Source organism: Pseudomonas sp. TREG-RG-20F-10-E-6-01 (assembly GCF_022662455.1).
In the GTDB taxonomy this organism is placed as follows: Bacteria; Pseudomonadota; Gammaproteobacteria; order Pseudomonadales; family Pseudomonadaceae; genus Aquipseudomonas.
This window is the reverse complement of record NZ_JAKNQP010000005.1, coordinates 332,109-355,683: the sequence shown is the minus strand read 5'-3', so window position 1 is coordinate 355,683 and position 23,575 is coordinate 332,109. Positions and strand designations below refer to the sequence as shown.

Below are 23,575 nucleotides of genomic sequence, written 5' to 3'. Positions count from 1 at the left end.
CACAAACAAGCGCCCGCATGCACCTCGGCACAGCCTTTGCAAAAGCCTGTGCAATGCCCTCATAACAACTTGAGTTCCTGGAGATCGCACCATGAAGCGTCGCAGCTTGATCAAGGCTTTCACCCTGTCCGCCTCCATTGCCGCCATGGGGCTGACCTGGACCGTGCAGGCCGCCGAGACCATCAAGGTCGGCATCCTGCACTCGCTGTCCGGGACCATGGCCATCTCCGAGACCTCGCTAAAAGACATGGCGTTGATGACCATTGACGAGATCAACGCCAAGGGCGGTGTGAACGGCAAGATGCTCGAGCCGGTGGTGGTCGATCCTGCATCGAACTGGCCGCTGTTCGCTGAAAAAGGCCGTCAGCTGCTGACCCAGGACAAAGTCGCCGTGGTGTTCGGCTGCTGGACCTCGGTGTCGCGCAAATCCGTGCTGCCGGTGTTCGAAGAACTCAACGGTTTACTGTTCTACCCCGTGCAGTACGAAGGCGAAGAGATGTCGCCGAACGTGTTCTATACCGGTGCGGCGCCCAACCAACAGGCGATCCCGGCGGTGGAATACCTGATGAGCGAAGAAGGCGGCGGCGCCAAGCGCTTCTTCCTGCTCGGCACCGACTACGTGTACCCGCGCACCACCAACAAAATCCTGCGCTCGTTCCTGCATTCCAAAGGCGTCGCCGACAAAGATATCGAAGAGGTCTACACCCCGTTCGGCCACGCCGATTACCAGACCATCGTGGCCAACATCAAGAAGTTCTCCGCCGGCGGCAAGACCGCGGTGGTCTCAACCGTGAATGGCGATTCCAACGTGCCGTTCTACAAAGAGCTGGCCAACCAGGGTTTGAAAGCCACCGACGTACCGGTGGTGGCCTTCTCCGTGGGTGAAGAAGAACTGCGCGGCATCGACACCAAGCCACTGGTGGGCAACCTCGCCGCCTGGAACTACTTCCAGTCGGTGGAGAACCCGGTGAACAAGAAATTCGTCGCGGACTGGAAGGCTTACGCCAAGGCCCACAACCTGCCGGGCGCGGATAAAGCGGTGACCAACGACCCGATGGAGGCCACTTACGTCGGTATCCATATGTGGGCGCAGGCGGTTGAGAAAGCCAAGTCCACCGACGTCGACAAGGTGCGCGAAGCCATGGCCGGCCAGACCTTCGCCGCGCCGTCGGGCTTCACCCTGACCATGGATAAAACCAACCACCACCTGCACAAGCCGGTGATGATCGGCGAGATTCAGTCTGACGGGCAGTTCTCGGTGGTGTGGCAGACCGAAGAGCCAATTCGGGCGCAGCCGTGGAGCCCGTACATCCCTGGCAATGACAAGAAGCCGGACTACGCGGTGAAGAGCAACTAAGCCGCACCACAGATTAGCTGTCGGGCGCGGTCAGTGTGGGAGCTGGCTTGCCTGCGATGCCAACAACTCGGTGTACCCGTTACACCGCAGCGACGCCATCGCAGGCAAGCCAGCCTCCACACAAAGCCCGCGCCCACACTGTCCATGCATGATCAGGACATTTGTTTATGCCCACTGCCCTCTACCGCTATTTCCTGGCCTTGCTGCTGTTGCTGCCTTTTGCCGCACACGCCAGCGACGCCGAAGACTTCCTCAACGCCAACCCGATGCAACAAGCCAAGCTGCTGCAGGACTGGGCCGCCCAGCCTGACCCGGCGCGCATCGAGCTGGTGGACGCCCTGCAACACGGTCAACTCACGCTCAACGGCGAAACCAAAACCGTGCGCCTGAACAACCGCCTGCGCGGCCTGCTCGACAACGTGCAGGCCAGTCAGCAGTTGCTCGCCGCCGACCCCAAGGTACGCCTGGGTGCCGCGCAAACCCTGCAAAAAACCGCGCAGCCTGCGCAGCTTAAATTCCTCGACCAGCAAGTGGCCGCCGAAACCAATGAGGACGTGCACACCGCCCTCAGCCTGGCCCTGGCCAACCTGCAATTGGTGGACAGCGACCCCGTGGTGCGCCTTGCTGCCGTGCGTTTGCTCGGCAGCACCGGCGACCCGTTGGCGCGCACGCGCCTCGAAGCCTTGCTGGCGCCTGGGGTCGAAACCGACGCCGGCGTGCACACCGCCGCCGAGACCAGCCTGGCGCAGGTCAAACGCAAATTGATGGTCGGCGAGATCCTCGGCCAGGCCTTCAGCGGCATGTCCCTGGGCTCGATCCTGCTGCTCGCGGCCCTGGGCCTGGCGATCACCTTCGGCCTGCTCGGCGTGATCAACATGGCCCACGGCGAAATGCTGATGCTCGGCGCCTATTCGACTTACGTAGTGCAACTGATGATGCAGCGCTACGTGCCTGCGGCCATCGAGTTCTACCCGCTGATCGCGCTGCCGGTGGCGTTTTTTGTCACCGCCGCCATCGGCATGGCCCTGGAACGCACAGTGATTCGTCACCTCTACGGCCGCCCGCTGGAAACCCTGCTCGCCACCTGGGGCATCAGCCTGATGCTGATCCAGTTGGTGCGCCTGGTGTTCGGTGCGCAGAACGTCGAAGTCTCCAACCCGCAGTGGCTGTCGGGCGGCATTCAAGTGCTGCCCAACCTGGTGCTGCCGTACAACCGCATCGTGATCATCGCCTTCGCGCTGTGCGTGGTGGTGCTGACCTGGCTGCTGCTGAACAAGACGCGCCTGGGCCTCAACGTGCGTGCCGTTACCCAGAACCGCAACATGGCCGCCTGCTGCGGCGTGCCCACCGGGCGTGTGGACATGCTCGCCTTTGGCCTGGGTTCCGGCATCGCCGGCCTGGGTGGCGTGGCCCTGAGCCAGATCGGCAACGTCGGCCCGGACCTGGGCCAGAGCTACATCATCGACTCGTTCCTGGTGGTGGTGCTCGGCGGTGTCGGCCAGTTGGCCGGTAGCGTGATGGCCGCCTTCGGGCTGGGCATCGCCAACAAGATTCTCGAACCGCAGATCGGCGCCGTGCTCGGCAAGATCCTGATCCTCGCGCTGATCATTCTGTTTATCCAGAAACGCCCGCAAGGACTCTTCGCACTGAAAGGACGGGTGATCGACTGATGAACCAGCCATTGATGCTTACGGCCACGCAAAAGGCCGGCCCCACGCTGACGATAGCGGTCGGCGCGGTGATCCTGATCCTGCTGCTGGCGTTGCCTTTGTGTTCGCTGCTGGCGCCGGAAAACCCGCTGCACGTGTCGGCCTACACCCTCACGCTGGTGGGCAAAATCCTCTGCTACGCCATCGTCGCACTGGCCCTGGACCTGGTGTGGGGCTATGCGGGGATGCTGTCCCTCGGCCACGGTTTGTTCTTTGCCCTCGGCGGTTATGCGATGGGCATGTACCTGATGCGCCAGGCGTCCGGCGATGAGCTGCCGGCGTTCATGACCTTTTTGTCGTGGACCGAACTGCCCTGGTATTGGGTCGGCACCGAGCATTTCCTCTGGGCCATGTGCCTGGTGGTGCTGGCGCCGGGGTTGCTGGCGCTGGTGTTCGGCTTTTTCGCCTTCCGCTCGCGGATCAAGGGCGTGTATTTCTCAATCATGACCCAGGCCCTGACCTTCGCCGGGATGCTGCTGTTTTTCCGCAACGAGACCGGGTTTGGTGGCAATAACGGCTTCACCAATTTCCGCAGCATTCTGGGCTTCGGGATTACCGAGCCGGGCACGCGGGCGGTGCTATTTTTTGCCACGGTCGTGTTGCTGGTCGCGAGCCTGTATACCGGCTGGCGCCTGGCGCAGAGCAAGTTCGGCCGCGTGCTGACCGCCCTGCGCGATGCCGAGAACCGCTTGATGTTCTGCGGCTATGACCCGCGTGGCTTCAAGCTGTTTGTGTGGGTGTTGAGCGCGGTGTTGTGCGGCCTGGCAGGCGCGTTGTATGTGCCGCAAGTGGGCATCATCAATCCCAGTGAAATGTCGCCGACCAACTCCATCGAAGCCGCCGTGTGGGTGGCCTTGGGTGGGCGCGGCACGCTGATCGGGCCATTGCTCGGCGCCGGTGTGGTCAACGGCATGAAGAGCTGGTTCACGGTGGCCTTTCCGGAATACTGGCTGTTCTTTCTGGGGGCGCTGTTCATCCTCGTCACCTTGTATTTGCCCAAGGGCGTGATCGGCCTGTTGAAGAAACGGGGTGAACAATGAGAGTCACAGCGACGGCGGAATTTATGCTCGAACCCATTCTTGAGCCAAACAAAGACGCGGGCAGCAGCCGCGATGCAATCGGCCTCGGCCAGGCCGCCGGCAAGGGCCTGAACACCCGCCACGGCACCATCCTGACCCTGGAAGACATCAGCGTCAGCTTCGACGGTTTCAAGGCGCTCAACGACTTGAACCTCTACATCGGCGTCGGCGAATTGCGCTGCATCATCGGCCCCAACGGCGCGGGTAAGACCACGCTGATGGACGTGATCACTGGCAAGACCCGCCCCAGCCACGGCAAGGCCTGGTTCGGCGAAACCCTCGACCTGACAGGCATGAGCGAAGTGCAGATCGCCCAGGCCGGCATCGGCCGCAAGTTCCAGAAACCCACGGTGTTCGAAGCCCTCAGCGTGTTCGAAAACCTGGAGCTGGCGCAGAAAACCGATAAATCCGTGTGGGCCAGCCTGCGCGCCCGCTTGAGTGGCGAGCAAAAAGACCGCATCGATGAAGTGCTCGACACCCTCCGCCTCAGCGCCTCGGCGCAGCGCCCGGCGGGCCTGCTGTCACACGGGCAAAAGCAGTTTCTGGAAATCGGCATGCTGCTCATGCAAGACCCGCAGCTGTTGCTGCTGGATGAACCCGTGGCGGGCATGACTGATGCCGAAACCGAATTCACCGCCGAACTGTTCAAGCGCCTGGCGGGCAAACATTCGCTGATGGTGGTAGAGCACGACATGGGCTTTGTCGGCTCGATTGCCGACCACGTCACTGTGCTGCACCAGGGCAGCGTGCTGGCTGAAGGCTCGCTGGCACAGGTGCAGGAAAACGAGCGGGTGATCGAGGTTTACCTCGGTCGCTGAGCCAGACAGAGCGCTTACTGTGGGAACCGAATCAATGCGGGAGCTGGCTTGCCTGCCATGGCATCACCCGGGGCCATCAGACATACCGAGTTGCCTGCATCGCAGGCAAGCCAGCTCCCACAGTTGATCCGGTACCTACAAGGGAATTGAGGAGAATTTGAACATGCTGCAAGTCGACACGCTGCATCAGTACTACGGCGGTAGCCACATCCTGCGCGGGCTGTCCTTTGACGTGAAGATCAGCGAAGTCACCTGCCTGCTTGGCCGTAACGGTGTGGGCAAGACCACGCTGCTCAAGTGCCTGATGGGCTTGCTGCCGGCCAAAGAGGGCGCGGTGAACTGGGAAGGCAAGGCCATCACCGGGTTCAAGCCACATCAACGCGTGCACGCAGGTATCGCCTATGTGCCTCAGGGCCGCGAGATTTTCGGGCGGCTCACCGTGGAAGAAAACCTGTTGATGGGGCTGTCGCGGTTCCCCGGCTCCGAGGCCAAGGAAGTGCCGGCATTTATCTACGAATTGTTCCCGGTCTTGCTGCAAATGAAACATCGGCGTGGCGGCGATTTGTCCGGTGGCCAGCAGCAACAGCTGGCAATCGGCCGCGCCCTGGCCAGCCGGCCACGCTTGTTGATCCTCGATGAACCCACCGAAGGCATCCAGCCGTCGGTGATCAAGGAAATCGGCATGGTGATCAAGAAGCTCGCCGCCCGCGGCGACATGGCGATCCTGCTGGTGGAGCAGTTCTATGACTTCGCCGCCGAGCTGGCGGATCAGTACCTGGTGATGTCACGCGGCGAAATCGTCCAGCAAGGCCGTGGTGAAAATATGGAAAGTGAAGGTGTACGCGGGCTGGTTACCATCTAATCTGTAGCGTCCTGACGATAAGCACTCAACCATGAACCTGCCCGTTTCCCCTGCCCTGTTCACCCCCAGCTGGCATGCCGAGCTGGACCTCGGCTACGCGCGTTTCGGCGACACCACGCGCCCGGTGATGCGCCGCCACCTCGGCCCGCTGCGCGTGCAAAAGCACCTGCACGCCGAAGGCCCCCAGGTGTGCCAGCACATCATCGTGCACCCGCCCGGCGGGATTGCCGGCGGTGATCGCCTGGACATCCGCGCCCATGTTGGCGCCGGTGCCTGGGCGCAATTGACCAGCCCCGGCGCAGCCAAGTGGTACCGCGCCAGCGGCCCGGCCTTTCAACAGCTTGAATTGACCGTGGAAGCGGGCGCCACGCTGGAATGGCTGCCCCAGGAAACCATCGTGTTCAGCGCCGCCCAGGCCGAACTCACCACCCGCATTGACCTGCAAGGCGATGCCCGGCTGTTCTACTGGGATGTCGTCGCCCTCGGCCGCCCCGCCAGTGGCGAGCGCTTCGACCTCGGGCACTTTCAATCGCACCTGGATATCCGCCGCGACGGTCAGTTGCTCTGGCATGAGCGCCAGCGCATTGTAGGCGCCGATGGGTTGCTCGACTCGCCCATCGGGCTGGACGGGCAACCGGTGTTCGCCACGCTGTTGCTCACTGGCGATATCGAGCCTGAGTTACTGGAAAGCTGCCGCGCCCTGCCCCATGCGGTGCGCGGCGACCTGACCCAACTGCCCGGGCTGCTGGTGGCCCGCTGCCTGGCCAGTGAAGCACTGCTGGCACGGGGCTGGTTGATTGATTTATGGCGGTTGTTGCGCCCGGCGGTGCTGGGGCGAGAAGCTGTTTCACCGAGAATCTGGAGCACATGAAGATCTGAAGTGGAACCAGCTCCCACACAAGCCCTTTCCCACATTGATCTTCAGTGTTTTTAAGAATGTTGTTTATGAAGGACCTTGAACCATGGATTTGACCCCACGGGAAAAAGACAAACTGCTGATCTTCACCGCAGGCCTGGTCGCCGAACGCCGCCTGGCACGTGGCGTGAAGCTTAACTACCCGGAAACCATCGCCTACATTTCCGCCGCCTTGATGGAAGGTGCCCGCGATGGCCGCACCGTCGCCGATTTGATGCACTACGGCACCACCCTGCTCAGCCGTGAGCAAGTGATGGAAGGAATCCCGGAAATGATCCCGGATATCCAGGTGGAAGCCACCTTTCCCGACGGCACCAAGCTGGTCACCGTCCACCAGCCTATCGCGTGAGGCCGATCATGATTCGTGATGCAACCGAGCAAGACCTGCCGGCCATTCGAGCCATCTACAACGACGCGGTGCTCAACACCACCGCGATCTGGAACGAACAACCCGTCGACCTGGCCAACCGTCAGGCCTGGTTCACGGCGCGTCAGGCCCAGGCGTACCCGATTCTGGTGGCGGTGGAAAACGATGAAGTCACCGGCTACGCCTCGTTCGGCGACTGGCGCCCCTTCGAAGGCTTTCGCTACAGCGTCGAGCACTCGGTGTATGTGCGCAATGACCAGCGCGGCAAAGGCCTCGGCCAGCGCCTGATGCAAGCGCTGATCGAGCGTGCCCGCAGCGCCGGCAAACACGTGATGGTCGCGGCCATCGAAAGCGGCAATCAGGCGTCTGTTCACCTGCACGAGCGCCAGGGTTTCATCATCACTGGGCAAATGCCGCAAGTGGGCATCAAGTTCGGCCGCTGGCTGGACCTGACCTTTATGCAACTGACATTGAATCCGGGCGCCGAACCGCCCAAGGAGTGAGATCGATGAACACGGCTCAACTGCGTCGAGTGAATGCTGAAAGTTTTGCCCATTACCGCCTGGGCTTGATCGAGCTGTTGCTGGACGCGGTGAAGCATGGTGCGTCGGTCGGCTTCATGGCGGACTTCGATGAAGCCCAGGCCCGCGACTATCTGAAGGGCGTACAAGCCAGTATCGAAGACGCCAGCCTGCTGCTGTGGGTGGTGGTGCGCGATGAACAGGTGATCGCCAGCGTGCAATTGGCGCTGTGCCAGAAAGCCAATGGCCTCAACCGCGCCGAAGTGCAAAAACTGTTGGTACACAGCAGCGCCCGCCGCCATGGCCTGGGCCAGCAATTGATGAACACTCTGGAACTCGCCGCGCGCCAGCACAAGCGCGGCCTGCTGTACCTGGACACCGAAGCCGGCTCCGGTGCCGAAGCCTTCTACCAGTCGCTGCGCTACACCAAAATCGGTGAATTGCCCGACTACTGCCAAAGCCCGGACGGGCGCTACAGCCCGACCGCCATCTACTTCAAGACCCTGGGGCAACCTGCATGATTCCTGGTGAATATCAGATCCAGCCTGGCGATATCGAACTGAATGTCGGCCGGCGTACCGTCACCCTCAGCGTGGCCAACAGCGGCGACCGGCCGATCCAGGTGGGCTCGCATTACCATTTTTTCGAGACCAATGACGCGCTGACGTTTGACCGCGCGGCGAGCCGTGGCATGCGCCTGAATATTCCGGCCGGGACGGCGGTGCGGTTTGAGCCGGGGCAGAGTCGCGACATCGAGTTGGTGGATTTGAGCGGCGGGCGGCGGGTGTTTGGGTTTGCCGGACGGATCATGGGCGACCTTTAGGGCCTCATCGGGGGCAAGCCCCCTCCCACATTTTGACCGCGTTCACACATCAAAGGTGGGAGGGGGCTTGCCCCCGATAGCAATTTCACATTCAACACAAATATTTCAGGGCACACACATGAAAATCAGCCGCCAAGCCTACGCCGACATGTACGGCCCCACCGTCGGTGACAAGGTCCGCCTGGCGGACACCGAGCTGTTCGTCGAAGTCGAAAAAGACTTCACTGTTTATGGCGAGGAAGTGAAGTTCGGCGGCGGAAAAGTCATCCGCGACGGCCAGGGCCAGAGCCAGTTGCTCGCCCATGAGGTCGTGGACACGCTGATCACCAACGCGCTGATCATCGACCACTGGGGCATCGTCAAGGCCGACGTTGGCCTGAAGAATGGCCGCATCCACGCGATCGGCAAAGCCGGCAACCCGGACATCCAGCCGGGCGTGACCATGGCCATCGGCGCCAGCACCGAAGTGATCGCCGGTGAAGGCATGATCCTCACCGCCGGCGGCATCGACTCCCACGTGCATTTCATCTGCCCGCAGCAGATCGAAGAAGCACTGACCAGCGGCGTCACCACCATGATTGGCGGCGGCACCGGCCCGGCCACCGGCACCAACGCCACCACCTGTACGTCAGGGCCGTGGCACCTGGCGCGCATGCTTCAGGCCAGCGACTCGTTCCCGATGAACATTGGTTTCACCGGCAAGGGCAACGCCAGTTTGCCGCAGCCCTTGATCGAACAGGTCAAGGCCGGCGCCATCGGTTTGAAACTGCACGAAGACTGGGGCACCACGCCTGCGAGCATCGATAACTGCCTGAGCGTGGCCGACGAGTATGACGTGCAGGTCGCCATCCACAGCGACACGCTCAATGAATCCGGCTTCGTCGAAACCACGCTCGCCGCGCTCAAGGGCCGCACCATTCACACCTACCACACCGAAGGCGCCGGAGGCGGCCACGCGCCAGACATCATCAAGGCCTGCGGCTTCCCGAATGTGCTGCCCAGTTCCACCAACCCGACCCGGCCGTTCACCCGCAATACCATCGACGAGCACCTGGACATGCTGATGGTCTGCCATCACCTGGACCCCAGCATTGCCGAAGACGTGGCCTTCGCCGAAAGCCGCATCCGCCGCGAGACCATCGCCGCCGAAGACATCCTGCACGACCTCGGCGCGTTCTCGATGATCAGCTCGGACAGCCAGGCCATGGGCCGCGTCGGTGAAGTCATCACGCGCACCTGGCAGACCGCCGACAAGATGAAAAAACAGCGCGGCCCGTTGCCGGGTGACGGCGAAGGCAACGACAACTTCCGCGCCAAGCGCTACATCGCCAAGTACACCATCAACCCGGCGATCACCCACGGCATCAGCCATATTGTCGGCTCTATCGAAGTCGGCAAGTGGGCCGACCTGGTGCTGTGGCGCCCCGCATTTTTTGGCATCAAACCGACCCTGATTCTCAAAGGCGGCGCGATTGCCTCAAGCCTGATGGGCGACGCCAATGCGTCAATTCCCACGCCGCAGCCGGTGCACTACCGCCCCATGTTCGCCAGCTTCGGCAGTTCGTTGCATGCCACCAGCCTGACCTTTATCAGCCAGGCCGCGCAGGCAGCCGGATTGCCCGAAGCCCTGGGCCTGAAAAAGCAGATTGCGGTGGTCAAGGGGTGTCGCGACGTGCAGAAAACCGACCTGATCCACAACGACTACCTGCCGGATATCGAAGTGGACCCACAGACCTATCAGGTCAAGGCCGACGGCGTTCTGCTGTGGTGCGAACCCGCCGACGTGCTGCCAATGGCGCAGCGTTACTTCCTGTTCTGACGCCTTGGCGACCAGGTCATGGGGTTCTGCGTGGACGTTTGCCAGAGACGGCGGAATGACAGAGGACAGAAACGCGTAATGCTGCACCTTCCCCCCCCGGCAGCGCGAGCGCCGGGGGAGCAGGGTGATGTGAAGGCCCATGGCGGGTTCCCTTGGGCGGTGATAAAGCGCTGGAGCTTTTCACCACCCGCCATTGGCCGAGCCTATCTACGCAGTGCTGCCCTGCAGTGCTCGGCGCCTGAACGCGAGCGGCCCGGCGTCAGCTGTTCCAGTTTTCTCGCGGATCGAACGCGGCCTTTTTTGCCAGCTCCTGCCACAACGCCTTGACCTCATCGTCGCTGGTTTTCGGCATCACGGCCTTGAGCTGCACGAACAGGTAACCGCGCTGCCCGGCCTTGTTCAGCAGGCCATGGCCCTTGGCACGCATGCGTTGGCCGTTCTGGCTGCCGGCCGGCACCTTGAGGTTGATCTTGCCGGTGAGGGTCGGCACGGCCACTTCCGTGCCCAAGGCCAATTCCCACGGCGCCAGGGGCAGGTTGATGATCAGGTTTTCGCCGTCCACTTCAAAGCGTGGGTGCGGCGCAAACTTGATGATCAGGTACAGATCGCCATTGGCACCGCCGCCAATGCCCGGCGCACCCTGGCCCTTGAGGCGGATGCGCTCGCCGTCGGCCACGCCGGCGGGGATCTTCACGTTCAGGCTCTTGGTGGTGTTGCTGACGTGACGACCCGAGGCGTCGTATTGCGGCACCTGGAAGCTGATCTGCTTGGACTCGGTGGACAGCGTCTCTTCAAGGAACACCGACAGCTGCATTTCCACGTCCTGGCCCTTGCGCCCGGTTGGACGGCGCTGACCGCCGCCAAACGCGTCGCCGCGCGAGCCGAAGATCGAACTGAAGAAGTCCGAAAAGTCGCCCGCGTCCTGGCCGCCACCAAAGCCGCCACGGCTCTGCCAGCCCGGTGGCCCCTGGAACGGCTGGCCATGTTGGCCGTATTTGCGCAGCTCGTCGTATTCCGCGCGCTTATCGGCGCTTTTAAGCGCTTCATAGGCTTCGGACGCGTCCTTGAATTTCTCTTCGGCGTCTTTTTCCTTGCTCACGTCCGGGTGATATTTGCGTGCGAGCTTGCGATAGGCGGCCTTGATTTCCTTGTCATCGGCGCTCGGCTCGACACCCAGAATCTTGTAGTAGTCTTTGAAATCCATCGGCGGTTCACCATCCTTAATCGAGATCGCACAGCCCGGGGCACAACGTGCGCTGCATTGCACCTGTTGAGTGATGTGGCCTGGGGGTGCGTCAAAGTGTTATCGGCGCTAGCCGTATGCAACAGATGTGGGGGCAAATCCCGCACTTTCAAGCACGATTTAACGGATGGTCGGCCTACGCATCCGTGCCCGACTGGCATACACTGCGCGGCCGTTTTTCAACCGGAACCCGATAGACATGAAAAACCCATCCCCAGCCCGTGCCTGCGGTATCGACTTCGGCACGTCCAACTCCACCGTCGGCTGGATCCGCCCCGGCATGGAAACGCTTATTGCGCTGGAGGACGACAAGATCACGTTGCCGTCGGTGGTGTTCTTCAACTTCGAGGAGCGTCGCCCGGTGTACGGTCGCCTGGCCCTGCACGAGTACCTGGAAAACTACGAAGGCCGGCTGATGCGCTCGCTCAAGAGCCTGCTGGGTTCCAAGCTGATCAAGCACGACACCAGCGTACTCGGCACGGCGATGCCGTTTACCGACCTGCTGGCGCTGTTTATCGGCCAGCTCAAAAGCCGCGCCGAAACCAACGCCGGCCGTGAATTCGAAGAAGTGGTCCTGGGCCGCCCGGTGTTCTTCGTCGATGACGACCCGATGGCCGACCAGGAAGCGGAAAACACCCTGGTCGATGTCGCCCGCAAAATCGGTTTCAAGGATATCTCCTTCCAGTACGAACCGATTGCAGCAGCGTTTGACTATGAGTCGACCATTGAGAAGGAAGAGTTGGTACTGATCGTCGACATCGGCGGTGGTACGTCCGACTTCTCGCTGGTGCGCCTGTCACCGGATCGCCGTCACAATGACAACCGTCACGACGACATCCTTGCCACCGGCGGCGTGCACATCGGCGGTACCGACTTCGACAAACAGCTCAGCCTGCAAGGCATGATGCCGCTGTTCGGCTACGGCAGCCGCATGAAAAGCGGCGCCTACATGCCCACCAGCCACCACATGAACCTGGCCACCTGGCACACCATCAACTCGGTGTACTCGCAAAAATCCCAGCTGGCCCTGGGCAGCATGCGCTACGACATCGAAGACACCGGCGGCATCGACCGCCTGTTCAAGCTGATCGAACAGCGCGCCGGGCACTGGCTGGCCATGGAAGTGGAAGAAACCAAGATCCAGCTGACCCACGAGGACAGCCGCCACGTGCTGCTCGACCGGGTTGAGCCAGGGCTGAGCGTGGAGCTGAGCCGCGCGCTGTTCGAGTCGGCCATCGATGGCTTGCTCGAGCGCGTGCGCAACAGCGTCACGCAGCTGCTGACCGATGCGTCGGTCAGTGTCGCGCAGGTGGACACGGTGTTCTTTACCGGCGGTTCCAGCGGCATTCCGGCACTGCGCCACAGCATTTCGGCGATGTTGCCGAATGCGCGGCACGTGGAAGGCAACATCTTCGGCAGTATCGGCAGCGGTTTGGCGATTGAGGCCAGCAAGCGTTACGGCAGCTGAGTTTCTGCCCGCACCGCGGCGCGCCCATCGCGGGCAAGCCCGGCTCCCACATTCATGCGTGTTTTACCTTTGGGATACCTTTGAATGTGGCAGCGGGCGGGCTCGCGAAGGGGCAAGTTTAGGCACCCTCAAGCGCTAGACCATGCCCGCCAGCTTCAGCTCACTCTTCAAATACGCATAGTAGATCGGCCCCGCCACCACACCCGGCAGGCCGAATGCGGCTTCGAACACCAGCATCGCCAGCAACAATTCCCACGACTTGGCACTGATCTGCCCGCCAACGATGCGCGCGTTGAGGAAGTACTCGACCTTGTGGATCACGATCAGGTACCCCAGCGCCGCCACCGCGACCCAAATCGACAGCGACAGCGCGACGATGGTGATCAGCGTATTGGAGATCAGGTTGCCGATCACCGGCAGCAGGCCGACCAGGAAGGTCAGCACGATCAGGGTCTTGGTCAGCGGCAGGTGAATCCCGCACAGCGGCAGCACGATCCCGAGGAAGATCGCAGTGAACACGGTGTTGAGCGCGGCGATCTTGATCTGGGCGAAGACGATATTGCGAAACGCCTGGACCAGCAGGTGCAGGCGGTCGAACAGGGCGGCGGCCAGGGGTTTGCGTTTGGTCAGGTCGGGCACGCGCTGCAGGGCGATGATCGCGCCCAGCACCATACCGATGAGCAGGGTGACGAACATGTGGGCGGCGTCTTTGCCGACCAGTTGCAGTTCGCTCAAGTGCTTGCTCAGCCAGTCGCCGATGGCCACGCGAAACTCGGCGGCGCTGGCGGGCAGGTAGGCGTCGAGGAACGGCGGCAGCTGGCCGCGCGCGCGATCGACCACGCCCATGAATTTGTCGAGGGAGGCCCCGGGATTTTCCGCTTCATGGAGCAGGAAACTGATGGCGCCGGCAAAGATCAGGGCCAGCACGCTGACGATCAAGGTGCCGAGCAACGCCACAGCGAGCCAGCGCGCGCGCCGACCTTCGATCAGCCGCTGCAACTGTGGGGTGAGCATGTTGACCAGTTCATAGACCAACAGGCCGGCCAGCAGGCTGGGCAGCAGCTTGAGCGGCAGGACCAGCAGTAATCCACCGAAAATGATGATGCAACTGACCAGCAACAACACGTGACGCTGAGAAAACGTTGGCATACAGCCTCAAAACGAACGGCGTTAAAGGATGGGCAGTCTGCCAGCCTTGAGGGAATCAAGCGAGAGGCCAGGGTGTGAATGCGATCAACTGTGGGAGCCGGGCTTGCCCGCGATGCAGGCGCCTCGGTGCAGCAAACTTACCGAGGTGATGCTATCGCAGGCAAGCCAGCTCCCACATTGAGCTCCAGCGTTGGCGAAATCGTGATCAGCCTTTGAGGCAAGTGCTCATAAAGGTCTTGCGTGCATCGCCGGTCAACGCCTTGGTTTTCGCCGTGGCATTGCAGTCTTTCATCTTCTGCTGCTGGGGCGTCAGGGTCTTGGCGTCGTTGGCTGCGGGAGCAGCCTTGAGGCAAGTGCTCATGAATGTTTTGCGCTCGTCGCCGGTCTTGCCTTTGGCTTCGGCGTTGCAGGTGGTCATTTTTTGTTGCTGGGCGGTCTGTGCGGCGGTGGCGGCAAACCCTTGGGAACACAACAGCAGGCCCATCATCAACAGCGGAATACGCAGCATCTTCATGGAGTTTTCTCCCTGTTGCCGTGCCGGGGGGCACGGCCTACGCAGCAGTGTAGTCAAAGCCCGTTACATCTTCATCGGCCACGGATATTAGTTCGACGATACTGCTCCGGCGTACAGCCGGCGTGGCGCTGGAACATCGCGATGAACGCCGAGGCGGTGCTGTAACCGAGGTCAAACGCCACGTGTTGCACGCTGCGCTGGCTGTCGAGGGCTTCGATGGCGGCGAGGTAGCGCAGGCGCTGGCGCCATTCGCCAAAGCTCATGCCCAACTCCCGCACAAATTGCCGCGCCAGGGTGCGTTCGCTCACATGCACCTGCTCGGCCCAGTGCGCCAACGGGCGATTGTCCCCGGGCTCGGCCTGCATGCCCTCAAGCACACCGAGCAGGCCGGGGTGGCGCGCATAGGGCAGGAAACAATCGTGAATCGGCGCTTGCTTGAGCTGGTCCACCAGCACCTGCGCCAGGCGCACGTCCGCTTCGGTCTGCGCAATATTGACGTCGCGCCGGGCAAAGTCGCTGAGAATCGCCTTGAGAATCTCGCTGATCGCCAGGGTGCACGGCGCCTGCGGCAGTTGCTCGCACAGCTGCGGGGCCAGGCCCACCGAGCGATAGACAATTGCCTGGGCGTTGTAGGAACTGTGCTCGGTATTTGGCGGAATCCATACTGCGTATTGCGGCGGCGACATAAAACGGCTGCCCGCCACCTCCATGCGCATGACACCACTCGCCGAATAGTCCAGCGAACCCCAGCCATGCCGGTGCGGCGTGCACTCGGTATCGGGGGCGAAATCGGAGTAACGGAAGTAGACGGGGCTTGGCAGGCTGGGGAAATCGGGCAGGCGTACGGTGTGTCTGGGCATATTGTCTGGATACAAAGGTCGGTTGTCTGGATCACAGTATAGGCTTCGATCCAGACAGGGGATAATCCCGCCTCATCAACACACCTGGTTTCCTTCAATGCAATACGCGTATCCCCTGCTGGCCATCTTTATCTGGGCCGGTAATACCGTGGTCAACAAACTGGCCGTGGGCACCCTCTTTCCGGCAGAAATCGGCTTTTACCGCTGGTTGCTGGCGGCGCTGCTGTTTACCCCGTTCATGCTCAAGCCGGTGATCGCCAACTGGGCGCTGATCCGCCCGAACCTGGGCAAAATCTTCATCCTCGGCGTGTTGGGCATGGCGGTGTATCAAAGCCTGGCCTACTACGCCGCAGCACTGACCTCGGCGACCAACATGGGCATCATCCTCTCGCTGATGCCGTTGATGGCATTGACCGCCGCCATTATCAGCCTCGGCCAGCGCCTGACCTTTGGCGCGCTGACCGGTGCGGTCCTGTCGTTTGCCGGCGTGGTGGTGGTGGTGTCGGCCGGCAGTCTGGGCGCGTTACTGCAACACGGGCTCAACCTGGGCGACGCGATGATGCTGATCGCCACCCTGGCCTATGCGGTCTACAGCACGCTGCTGAAAAAATGGCAGTTGCGCCTGCCGCCCCTGGTATTGCTGTATTTGCAGGTGCTGGTGGCGGTGGTGGTGCTGTTTCCATTGTTCCTGTTCTCGAACAAGGCTGGCCTGGGCTGGGCGAATATTCCGCTGGTGCTGTATGCCTGCCTGCTCGCCTCGATGCTCGCGCCGTTGGCGTGGATGCATTCGGTGAAGACCTTGGGGCCAAGCCGCACCACGCTGTTTTTCAACCTGTTGCCGTTGATTACCGCGATGATTGCGGCGCTGGTGCTCAAGGAAAAGTTGGCGATGTACCACTTGGTGGGTGGATTGCTGACGTTGGGCGGAGTGATTTTGTCGGAGCGCTGGACTACGCCGGTGCGCCAAGAGGTCAGTGTGGCCTGATTAACCGCTATCGCAGGCAAGCCAGCTCCCACAGTTGACCGTGTTCCACATTTGGAATGGGGGCGAATGTGGGAGCTGGCTTGCCTGCGATGAACGATAACCCGGTCCGCCTGCTAAACCCCCGCCGCCTTCAGCCGCTGCGCATGCTCCACAAACAACCGAATCGGCTCCGCCCCCTTGCCCACCAGCCCCATCGACTGGTTGACGATGTCAAAGTGGTCCAGCGGGTAGTCATCGCCAATCACCAGACCCAGGTGTGAGCTGTAGCGCCCGACCATGCCGTCGCACTGGCCCTTTTCGCGCACAAAACTGCGCGCAAACAACCGACAACTGCGGTTCGTGCCGTCCAGCAGGTTACGCCCGCGATCGGTCTTGCCCGGCTGCAAGGTGCCGGACCACGAGTAATAACGCACGCCGTTGACCACCTCGGCGCCCTGCCCGCCCCATGTCGACGGCAAACCCTGGGGGAACTGACGGTTGAACAGCGCCACGCCTTCGCAGGTCAGGGACTGGTGCGAGGCCTGCACATCCACCCTGAAGCGCGGCCCGCGATAGCCGGTTTCAAGCACGCCCATCACCCAGGCAGCCACATGCAGCACCGCGCTCACGAGCCGGCCCTTCCAATGGTCTGCGGGGTAATGAACCTGAAAGTGGTCTGCCAATTCCGAGCCATGGTTAGGCCCGGCCACCGATGTCACCGACGCCACCCATTCTGGACGCCTGGCCGCCGCATAACGCGCCGTCAGCGAGCCCTGGCTGTGCCCGATCAGGTTGACCTTTTCGGCACCTGTTTCCCGCCGAATGCGCTCGATCTGGGCCAGCAATTGCTCACCGCGCACCTCACTGGCGTTCAGCGGCGCCACCTGCACCGGGAACACCTGCGCGCCGCCCGCCCGCAGCGCCGGAACAATGCCATACCAGTAAGGGAACAGCCCCAGGCGCACAAAGCCCAGCATGCCGGGCACCAACACAAGCGGGTAACGCGTGGCGAGGGATTCGTCCATGCAGCGGATATCCTGATCGGAGAGGCGATACGGTCATCCTAGACCACACGAGATGACCGCCCCATGACCGCTGGCGCTTTAGAAATGCCCCGCCAGGTCGCGCAGCTGGCGCTCGGCTTCCTCACAAGCACGCAGGAACACGCTTTTGTCCGACTCTTCACCTTCGGCGGCGATCACCCGAATGTCATCGATGCCGATGTAACCCAGGGCCGTGCGCAGGTGCGGGTCGGCCTGGTTCATCGCCTCGTTTTCGCCACCGGGGCCAAACCCGTTGCCGCCGCGGCGGGTATCGATCTGGTGATTCGCTACAGCCTCGGCGACTACCCGAACCTTTACGGCCAGTGTCTGCTCGATGAGTGCTTTGCGGTGTATGGCGCGCCTGACGTGGTCGCGCGGGCCAGCGCCGACGTGCCGACGCTGATCAGCGTGCAAGGGGCCGGTTACAGTGCGCTCTGCGTGCCGGGCCGTGAGCGGCATCCGCCAGTGCGCGCGTTTTTCCAGTGGGTGCAGGCGCAGGCGAAGCTGTCCGGCCAGGCACTTTAAAATCCGATAAAACTTTTTGCATCGCGCAGCACTCACAACTTGGAGCGATCACGCCGGCAGAGCGTGGCGTAAAACCGGATTAGCACCAGGAGATTGAGATGACTGAAGCACATTTGACTGACGTTGCGACCCTGCGCTCACGCGCCCGCCAGAACGTCGAAAACGGCGCCGTCACCGAAGGCTACGACGCTGACCGCGAAGAAATCATTCGCCTGCTCAACGCGTCGCTGGCCACCGAGCTGGTGTGCGTGCTGCGCTACAAACGCCACTACTTCATGGCCACCGGCCTGAAAGCCAGCGTCGCGGCCGACGAGTTCCTGGAGCACGCCACCCAGGAAGCCGAGCACGCCGACAAACTGGCCGAGCGCATCGTGCAACTGGGCGGCGAGCCGGAATTCAACCCCGACCTGCTGTCGAAAAACTCCCACGCTCAATACGTGGCCGGCAACAACCTGAAGGAAATGGTCTACGAAGACCTGGTAGCCGAGCGCATTGCGGTGGATAGCTACCGCGAAATCATCCAGTACATCGGCGACAAAGACCCGACCACGCGTCGCATCTTTGAAGAAATCCTGGCCCAGGAAGAAGAACACGCCGACGACATGGCGGATATTCTGCAGGACCTGTAACCCGCCATACCGCTGAACCCTTGTGGGAGCGGGCTTGCTTGCGATAGTGCTGTGTCAGTTGATGAAGATGTCGACTGACTTACCGCTATCGCAGGCAAGCCAGCTCCCACATTTGGTTTCGGGTTTTGGCAGTTACTTTTTCACTGTCTTCAGCGCCTGACGGGGCGGTTTTTTGCCAGCCCTGTAACCCGCCACACCGCCGACCCCCTGTGGGAGCGGGCTTGCCCGCGAAAGCGCTGTGTCAGTTGATGAAGATATCGACTGAGCCACCGCTATCGCAGGCAAGCCAGCTCCCACATTTGGTTTTGGGTTTTAGCAGTTACTTCTTCACAGTCTTCAGCGCCTGACGGGGCGGTTTTTTGTCAGCCCTGTAACCCGCCACACCGCCGCCCCCCTGTGGGAGCGGGCTTGCTCGCGAAAGCGCTGGATCAGTCAATGAAGATGTCGACTGAGCCACCGCTATCGCAGGCAAGCCAGCTCCCATATTTGGCTTTGGGTTTTGGCAGTTACTTTTTCAGTGTCCTCGGCGCCAGGCTGGGCGGTTTTTGCCAGCCCTGTAACCCGCCACACCGCCGAACCCCTGTGGGAGCGGGCTTGCCCGCGAAAGCGGTGGATCAGTCAACAAAGATATCGACTCAACCACCGCCATCGCCGGCAACCCCGCTCCCACATTTAGGTTTTGTCAGCTACTTCACAGTTTTCGGTGCTTTGCCTTCCTTCATCTGCTGCAGCAGCGGTGCGCACTGGTTCGGCTCATCGCCGCTCGGTGCTACCAATGCCAGCAACCCGGCGGCTGGGCCGGCGATGACGCCCAGTGCGACCATGCCGGCGCCGCGCAGGGCCAGAGGAATGGCTTTCACGCCCGCATTGGGCTTGATGAACGGTCCGTTGACGTACAGCGGCGAACGCAGGGAGAACAGGCGAAAGCCCTTCGACTCCGGCGTAATGGTGAGATCCAGCTGTTCGGTCGCCATGTTCGCAGTGCCGTCGATGTAGATGATCGCGTTTTCGGTATCGAACACAAACAAGCGAGTCGTGGCCAGGCCGGTCTTGATGCCGAAGTCTGCGGCCGCACAGTTGATCTTCACTTCCTTGTCGCCAAACAGGCGGCCCACCACGTAGTTGCCCACGTTGAGCCCGGCGATTTCCATCAGACCGCGGCTGATCGCGCCGTCGTTGATGAGCATTTTCAAGTCGCCATTGGATGTGCCCAACAGCGCCGCCACAGAATTGCCGCGCCCGGAAATGTCTGCGTCGCCGTTGAGTTCACCGAAGCTGGTTTTCATCGGTTCGAAGGTTGGGAACAACTGCTTGAGCTTGAAGTTACGCGCGGTGAGTTTGGCGCGACCTTCCATCGGTACGGTGCGGCCGTTCAAGCGAATCTGCGCATCCAGCTTGCCGCCGGCGACGCCGAAACGCAGGGGTTCCAGGCTGAGTTCGCCGTCATTGAGCACCAAGTGGGTGTAGAGATCGGTGAACGGCAATTCGGCGCTGTGCACGATGCGCTTGCCGGTGAACTCCACGTCAGCGTCCATCTCGCGCCAGCGCTCGGTGCGGAACTCTTCCACCGGCAGCACCTTGGTGGCCGGTTGCTTGCTTTCACCACCGCGGGCTTTTTGCTTGGCGTTGGAGTCGGCGCCGATCAAGGGCGCAAGGTCCGCCATCAGCAATTGGTTGGAAACCAACGCGCCACTGAGCTTGGGCCGTGGCTGGCTGGCGACGTAGGCCAGGTTGCCATGGATGTCGCTGTCGCCGATCTTGCCGTTGAAGTTCTCGTAGCGGAATGACGCGCCGCTGGCTTCATGCAGTTTGGCGATCAGGTGGCCGTCAGTGGAATAGGCCGGCGAATCTGGCAGCGTCACGCCGGTCAGTGGGTACAGGTTGCCCAGGCTGCTGCCGGCGAGTTTCAGGCGCAGGTCCAGGGCGCCAAGGTTCAGCGGGTCGGTCAGGGTGCCGGCCAGCGCGATGCTGGTGTCGGCGATTTTCACCTGGGCCTGCAGCGGGAACGGCTTGGCCGCGTCCTGCAAGGCGAGCAGACCACCGATCTTGCCAGTGCCCTCGAGTTTCTGGCCGTGGTACTGGCCTTTGACCTTGAGGCCGAACGCGTAGTCCTGTGGCGCCGAGCCTTTTTCCAGGGCCTTCTTGGCATCGGCGTCGCCGACGATCTCGCCGAAGGGAATCGGTTTGCCCAGCGGGTCAATGATCACGTCCAACTGACTCTTGAGTGTCTGGTCGTCCAGGGTCACGTGGCCCTTGTCGAAGCCGATGGCACCGATGTCCACCACCCAGCTGGACGGCTTGGCGTTGGGGTCTTTGGGATCGAACTTGAAGGTCCAGTTGGCGCGACCGTCGGCCAGGCGCTGCAGGTCTGCACTCGGTTCGGTGAGGTCGATACGTGGGATCACCACACGCTGCGCCAGCAGCGCCAGCGGTGAAATGCGCAGTTCCACGCGTTTGAGCGTGACCATCTGCGGCTTTTTCGACCAGTCCGGGTTGCCCAGCGTCAGGTCTTCAGCGATCACGTGCGGCCATGGCACCCAGGCACGCCAGCCGCCTTCATCGGGTTCACGCGCCCACACCACCGCCAGGTTGCCATTGATGGCAAAGGGGCGATGCAGCTCTTCGGAGACCTTGGCATTGATCGGCGGTTTTAGGCGGTTCCAGTCAAAGAACACCAGCACCAAGACCACCACGGCGATTAACAGAACGAAGCTGGCGCAGCTCCAAGCGACGATTTTACGAGTGCGCGTCATTGCACAGGACTCCTGGTTACGACTGAGGGTGCGCGTTGCCACGCACCTTTTGACTACAGCTTATAAGGCTACGACTGACAAATGGCGTGGGGGTTTAGCCCAAGTACGAATTCCTAGCAAAAAAAGCGACTCCTCCTACAGCTCGAATCGACCAAACCATCAACAATGCACCGGTGTTACCCATGAACGGGTCGAAAATACCCACCATGGTGCAAAACCGCGGGCTTGAGAGGCGCGTTCTAGAGCCTCTGATGGGAACAATCAATTCTGTTGATTATTACCATTGTGTTTATGAACTTTTATATCGACTTATCGAGAGTAGCATTAGCCCTGTACCCACTTTATCGCCCTCCCAAGGAGCAACCCTCATGAAACGTCAAATACTCGCTACCGTTCTGCTGTCTGTCCTGGCTTCCAGCGCCTTTGCCCTGCCAGCCACTGAACAAGCCACCCCACAGAACAAAGCTCAAGCCGTTCAATCCAGCCAAACCCTGGCTCGCAGCGGTTCGCAAGAAGACGAAAACCGTGACTACGCCAAAGGCGCCGTTGCAGAAAATGGTTCGGAACACGCCAACAAACGTGCTTACACCGAAGGCGTTGCTGAAGGTGGCCGTGATCGCCTGGAACAGAAAGGTCTGGTAGAAGGCGGTGCTGAACAAGCCAACAAACGCGCCTACACCGATGGCGTTGCCGAAGGCGGTGCTGATCGTCTGCAAGAACTGCATCAAGCACAGAGCTAAGCCCGTGGTGGCCGAGAAAAAAGCCCGATCAGCCGATCGGGCTTTTGCTTTTTTATAGACTGCCTCACACCTCACTCCCGCCAAGTTCGACGCCGACGAAGCTGTTTTGCTAGAGTGCGTCGCTGTACTTGCCGACAAAGTCCGCCCGACGATGCTGCCCCGCGCTGAACAGAAGCAACAGACCCGCCTCGCCTTGATGGAAGCAGCCCGCCATCTGATGGAGTGTGGCCGCGGGTTCGGCAGCCTGAGCCTGCGCGAAGTGGCCAAGACCGCCGGCATCGTGCCAACCGGCTTCTATCGCCATTTTGACGACATGGATCAGCTGGGCCTGGTGCTGGTAAGTGAAGTCGGCCAAACCTTCCGCGCCACGATTCGCCTGGTACGCCACAACGAGTTCGTGATGGGCGGCATCATTGATGCGTCCGTGCGGATTTTTCTGGATGTGGTGTCGGCCAACCGATCGCAATTCCTGTTCCTGGCCCGCGAGCAATACGGGGGCTGTCTGGCCGTGCGCCAAGCCATCGGCGCCTTGCGCGAAGACATCACCAGTGACCTGGCGGCTGACCTCACGCTGATGCCCAAGCTCCAGCACCTGGATGCCGAAGGCCTGCACGTGATGGCCGACCTGATCGTCAAAAGTGTATTCGCCACCCTGCCCGACATCATCGACCCGCCGGCCCATGCCCTGCCCGCCCACCTCACGCCCCAGGCGAAAATCACTCAGCAATTGCGCTTTATCTTCATCGGCCTCAAGCATTGGCAAGGCCTGGGCAGCACCGAGTAAGCCGATCAGCCCGCCGCGTGAAAGCGTTTGGCGGTGGTGTAGTGCTTTTTCCAATAGCGGCTGCTCAATGAATCGATGCGCACGCGTTTGCCGGTGCTGGGCGAATGGATAAATTTGCCTTTGCCCACATACAGGCCGACATGGCTGACCTGCCCGCTGCCATTGCCCTTGAAAAACACTGCATCGCCCGGCTTGAGCGCGGCTCTCTGAACCGTCGCGGCGCTTGATCGGTGCATCTGCGTTGTCGTGCGCGGCAGGCGGATATTGGCCTGGGTCTTGAATAAATAGACCAGCAAGCCGCTGCAATCGAACCCCTGGCCGACGCTGGTGCCGCTGCCGTTATAGGGTGTGCCGAGCAACGCATGGGCGCGGTCGATAACACGCGTGATCGACGCGTCAGGCAGGGCATTGGCCGCAACCGTGTCTGCGGCGCACCACAGACCGAGAATGACCAGACACGTGAAGCCTTTGAACATGATCGACGCCGCGGTGGATTAAGGACGGCGAATATCCTAATGAAACAGCGCCGAGCTTCTTGAACGCCCTATCCGGCGTTCGTGTAGGTCAATTCCTGGAAAAATCCAGCGCGAATCAGATGAAGGAAATTTCATGCGGCGCGCTGCGGATCTCAA

23 protein-coding genes and 2 pseudogenes are annotated in these 23,575 nt (G+C 61.4%); 17 read left to right on the top strand and 8 right to left on the bottom strand.

Annotated features, from left to right (window positions below; translation table 11 throughout):
- Window positions 1–91 precede the first annotated feature (91 nt).
- The 11 genes from urtA (at window position 92) to ureC (ending at window position 10,271) form a co-directional block, all read left to right on the top strand.
- On the top strand, window positions 92–1,357 hold the full coding sequence (urtA, locus tag L8K08_RS17755; protein ID WP_145160259.1) for an urea ABC transporter substrate-binding protein: 1,266 nt from the start codon (window positions 92–94) through the stop codon (window positions 1,355–1,357).
- Window positions 1,358–1,524: 167 nt separating this feature from the next.
- Complete coding sequence (gene urtB / locus L8K08_RS17750) at window positions 1,525–3,027, top strand: urea ABC transporter permease subunit UrtB (protein ID WP_242199026.1); 1,503 nt, start codon at window positions 1,525–1,527, stop codon at window positions 3,025–3,027.
- Window positions 3,027–4,106: an urea ABC transporter permease subunit UrtC gene (gene urtC / locus L8K08_RS17745; protein WP_106577673.1), complete on the top strand. Its 1,080-nt coding sequence runs from the start codon at window positions 3,027–3,029 to the stop codon at window positions 4,104–4,106. The genes urtB and urtC overlap by 1 nt, the downstream gene beginning before the upstream one ends.
- A complete protein-coding gene (gene urtD / locus L8K08_RS17740; RefSeq protein ID WP_145160253.1) occupies window positions 4,103–4,963 on the top strand; it encodes an urea ABC transporter ATP-binding protein UrtD in 861 nt (286 codons plus the stop codon). Before urtC ends, urtD begins: the two co-directional genes overlap by 4 nt.
- Window positions 4,964–5,126: 163 nt before the next feature.
- Window positions 5,127–5,825: an urea ABC transporter ATP-binding subunit UrtE gene (urtE, locus tag L8K08_RS17735; protein ID WP_242199025.1), complete on the top strand. Its 699-nt coding sequence runs from the start codon at window positions 5,127–5,129 to the stop codon at window positions 5,823–5,825.
- A 31-nt stretch (window positions 5,826–5,856) separates the two neighbouring features.
- A complete protein-coding gene (locus tag L8K08_RS17730; protein ID WP_242199024.1) occupies window positions 5,857–6,696 on the top strand; it encodes an urease accessory protein UreD in 840 nt (279 codons plus the stop codon).
- A gap of 91 nt (window positions 6,697–6,787) precedes the next feature.
- Window positions 6,788–7,090 (top strand): urease subunit gamma, encoded by a 303-nt coding sequence (ureA, locus tag L8K08_RS17725; protein ID WP_003171437.1) that lies wholly within the window; start codon window positions 6,788–6,790, stop codon window positions 7,088–7,090.
- An 8-nt stretch (window positions 7,091–7,098) separates the two neighbouring features.
- A complete protein-coding gene (locus L8K08_RS17720) occupies window positions 7,099–7,611 on the top strand; it encodes a GNAT family N-acetyltransferase (protein WP_242199021.1) in 513 nt (170 codons plus the stop codon).
- A 5-nt stretch (window positions 7,612–7,616) separates the two neighbouring features.
- Complete coding sequence (locus L8K08_RS17715) at window positions 7,617–8,150, top strand: GNAT family N-acetyltransferase (RefSeq protein ID WP_145160245.1); 534 nt, start codon at window positions 7,617–7,619, stop codon at window positions 8,148–8,150.
- Complete coding sequence (locus tag L8K08_RS17710; protein WP_145160242.1) at window positions 8,147–8,452, top strand: urease subunit beta; 306 nt, start codon at window positions 8,147–8,149, stop codon at window positions 8,450–8,452. The genes L8K08_RS17715 and L8K08_RS17710 overlap by 4 nt, the downstream gene beginning before the upstream one ends.
- Before the next feature lie 118 nt (window positions 8,453–8,570).
- On the top strand, window positions 8,571–10,271 hold the full coding sequence (gene ureC / locus L8K08_RS17705) for an urease subunit alpha (protein ID WP_145160240.1): 1,701 nt from the start codon (window positions 8,571–8,573) through the stop codon (window positions 10,269–10,271).
- Window positions 10,272–10,530: 259 nt separating this feature from the next.
- On the opposite strand, the gene L8K08_RS17700 is transcribed toward ureC, so the two are convergent.
- Entirely contained in the window at window positions 10,531–11,475 is a 945-nt protein-coding gene (locus tag L8K08_RS17700; RefSeq protein WP_145160238.1) for a DnaJ C-terminal domain-containing protein, read from the bottom strand.
- Window positions 11,476–11,713: 238 nt separating this feature from the next.
- Here L8K08_RS17700 and L8K08_RS17695 point away from each other — a divergent pair, with 238 nt between their 5' ends.
- Window positions 11,714–12,982 (top strand): Hsp70 family protein, encoded by a 1,269-nt coding sequence (locus tag L8K08_RS17695; protein WP_242199019.1) that lies wholly within the window; start codon window positions 11,714–11,716, stop codon window positions 12,980–12,982.
- 135 nt (window positions 12,983–13,117) lie between these two features.
- Here L8K08_RS17695 and L8K08_RS17690 read toward each other — a convergent pair whose 3' ends face one another.
- The 3 genes from L8K08_RS17690 to L8K08_RS17680 all read right to left on the bottom strand — a co-directional run bounded on the left by L8K08_RS17690 (window position 13,118) and on the right by L8K08_RS17680 (window position 15,505).
- Entirely contained in the window at window positions 13,118–14,131 is a 1,014-nt protein-coding gene (locus tag L8K08_RS17690; RefSeq protein ID WP_145160234.1) for an AI-2E family transporter, read from the bottom strand.
- 205 nt (window positions 14,132–14,336) lie between these two features.
- A complete protein-coding gene (locus L8K08_RS17685; RefSeq protein WP_145160232.1) occupies window positions 14,337–14,645 on the bottom strand; it encodes a PsiF family protein in 309 nt (102 codons plus the stop codon).
- 71 nt (window positions 14,646–14,716) lie between these two features.
- A complete protein-coding gene (locus L8K08_RS17680; protein WP_242199017.1) occupies window positions 14,717–15,505 on the bottom strand; it encodes a helix-turn-helix transcriptional regulator in 789 nt (262 codons plus the stop codon).
- 97 nt (window positions 15,506–15,602) lie between these two features.
- Here L8K08_RS17680 and L8K08_RS17675 point away from each other — a divergent pair, with 97 nt between their 5' ends.
- Window positions 15,603–16,490, top strand: coding sequence for a DMT family transporter (locus L8K08_RS17675; protein ID WP_242199015.1), 888 nt, complete (start codon window positions 15,603–15,605; stop codon window positions 16,488–16,490).
- A gap of 113 nt (window positions 16,491–16,603) precedes the next feature.
- Here the strand turns inward: L8K08_RS17675 and L8K08_RS17670 are convergent, their stop codons facing one another.
- Both L8K08_RS17670 and L8K08_RS17665 read right to left on the bottom strand, forming a co-directional pair.
- On the bottom strand, window positions 16,604–17,494 hold the full coding sequence (locus L8K08_RS17670; protein ID WP_242199013.1) for a triacylglycerol lipase: 891 nt from the start codon (window positions 17,492–17,494) through the stop codon (window positions 16,604–16,606).
- A 78-nt stretch (window positions 17,495–17,572) separates the two neighbouring features.
- Window positions 17,573–17,776 (bottom strand): annotated as a pseudogene (locus L8K08_RS17665) (NAD(P)H-dependent oxidoreductase); the annotation flags it as partial.
- Between L8K08_RS17665 and L8K08_RS17660 the strand changes: the two are divergent.
- Window positions 17,777–18,037: pseudogene (locus tag L8K08_RS17660) on the top strand (LysR family transcriptional regulator); the annotation flags it as partial. It lies immediately after the preceding pseudogene.
- Window positions 18,038–18,135: 98 nt separating this feature from the next.
- Window positions 18,136–18,666, top strand: coding sequence for a ferritin-like domain-containing protein (locus L8K08_RS17655; protein WP_106577657.1), 531 nt, complete (start codon window positions 18,136–18,138; stop codon window positions 18,664–18,666).
- A gap of 686 nt (window positions 18,667–19,352) precedes the next feature.
- Here the strand turns inward: L8K08_RS17655 and L8K08_RS17650 are convergent.
- Window positions 19,353–21,419 (bottom strand): AsmA family protein, encoded by a 2,067-nt coding sequence (locus L8K08_RS17650; RefSeq protein WP_242199011.1) that lies wholly within the window; start codon window positions 21,417–21,419, stop codon window positions 19,353–19,355.
- A 368-nt stretch (window positions 21,420–21,787) separates the two neighbouring features.
- On the opposite strand from L8K08_RS17650, the gene L8K08_RS17645 reads away from it, so the two are divergent.
- Window positions 21,788–22,159 carry a hypothetical protein gene (locus tag L8K08_RS17645; RefSeq protein WP_106577655.1) on the top strand — a complete coding sequence of 124 codons (372 nt, stop codon included), beginning with the start codon at window positions 21,788–21,790 and terminating at the stop codon, window positions 22,157–22,159.
- A 151-nt stretch (window positions 22,160–22,310) separates the two neighbouring features.
- On the top strand, window positions 22,311–22,943 hold the full coding sequence (locus tag L8K08_RS17640) for a TetR family transcriptional regulator (protein ID WP_242199009.1): 633 nt from the start codon (window positions 22,311–22,313) through the stop codon (window positions 22,941–22,943).
- Window positions 22,944–22,948: 5 nt separating this feature from the next.
- Here the strand turns inward: L8K08_RS17640 and L8K08_RS17635 are convergent, their stop codons facing one another.
- Window positions 22,949–23,419: a C40 family peptidase gene (locus L8K08_RS17635; RefSeq protein WP_242199007.1), complete on the bottom strand. Its 471-nt coding sequence runs from the start codon at window positions 23,417–23,419 to the stop codon at window positions 22,949–22,951.
- Window positions 23,420–23,575 lie beyond the last annotated feature (156 nt).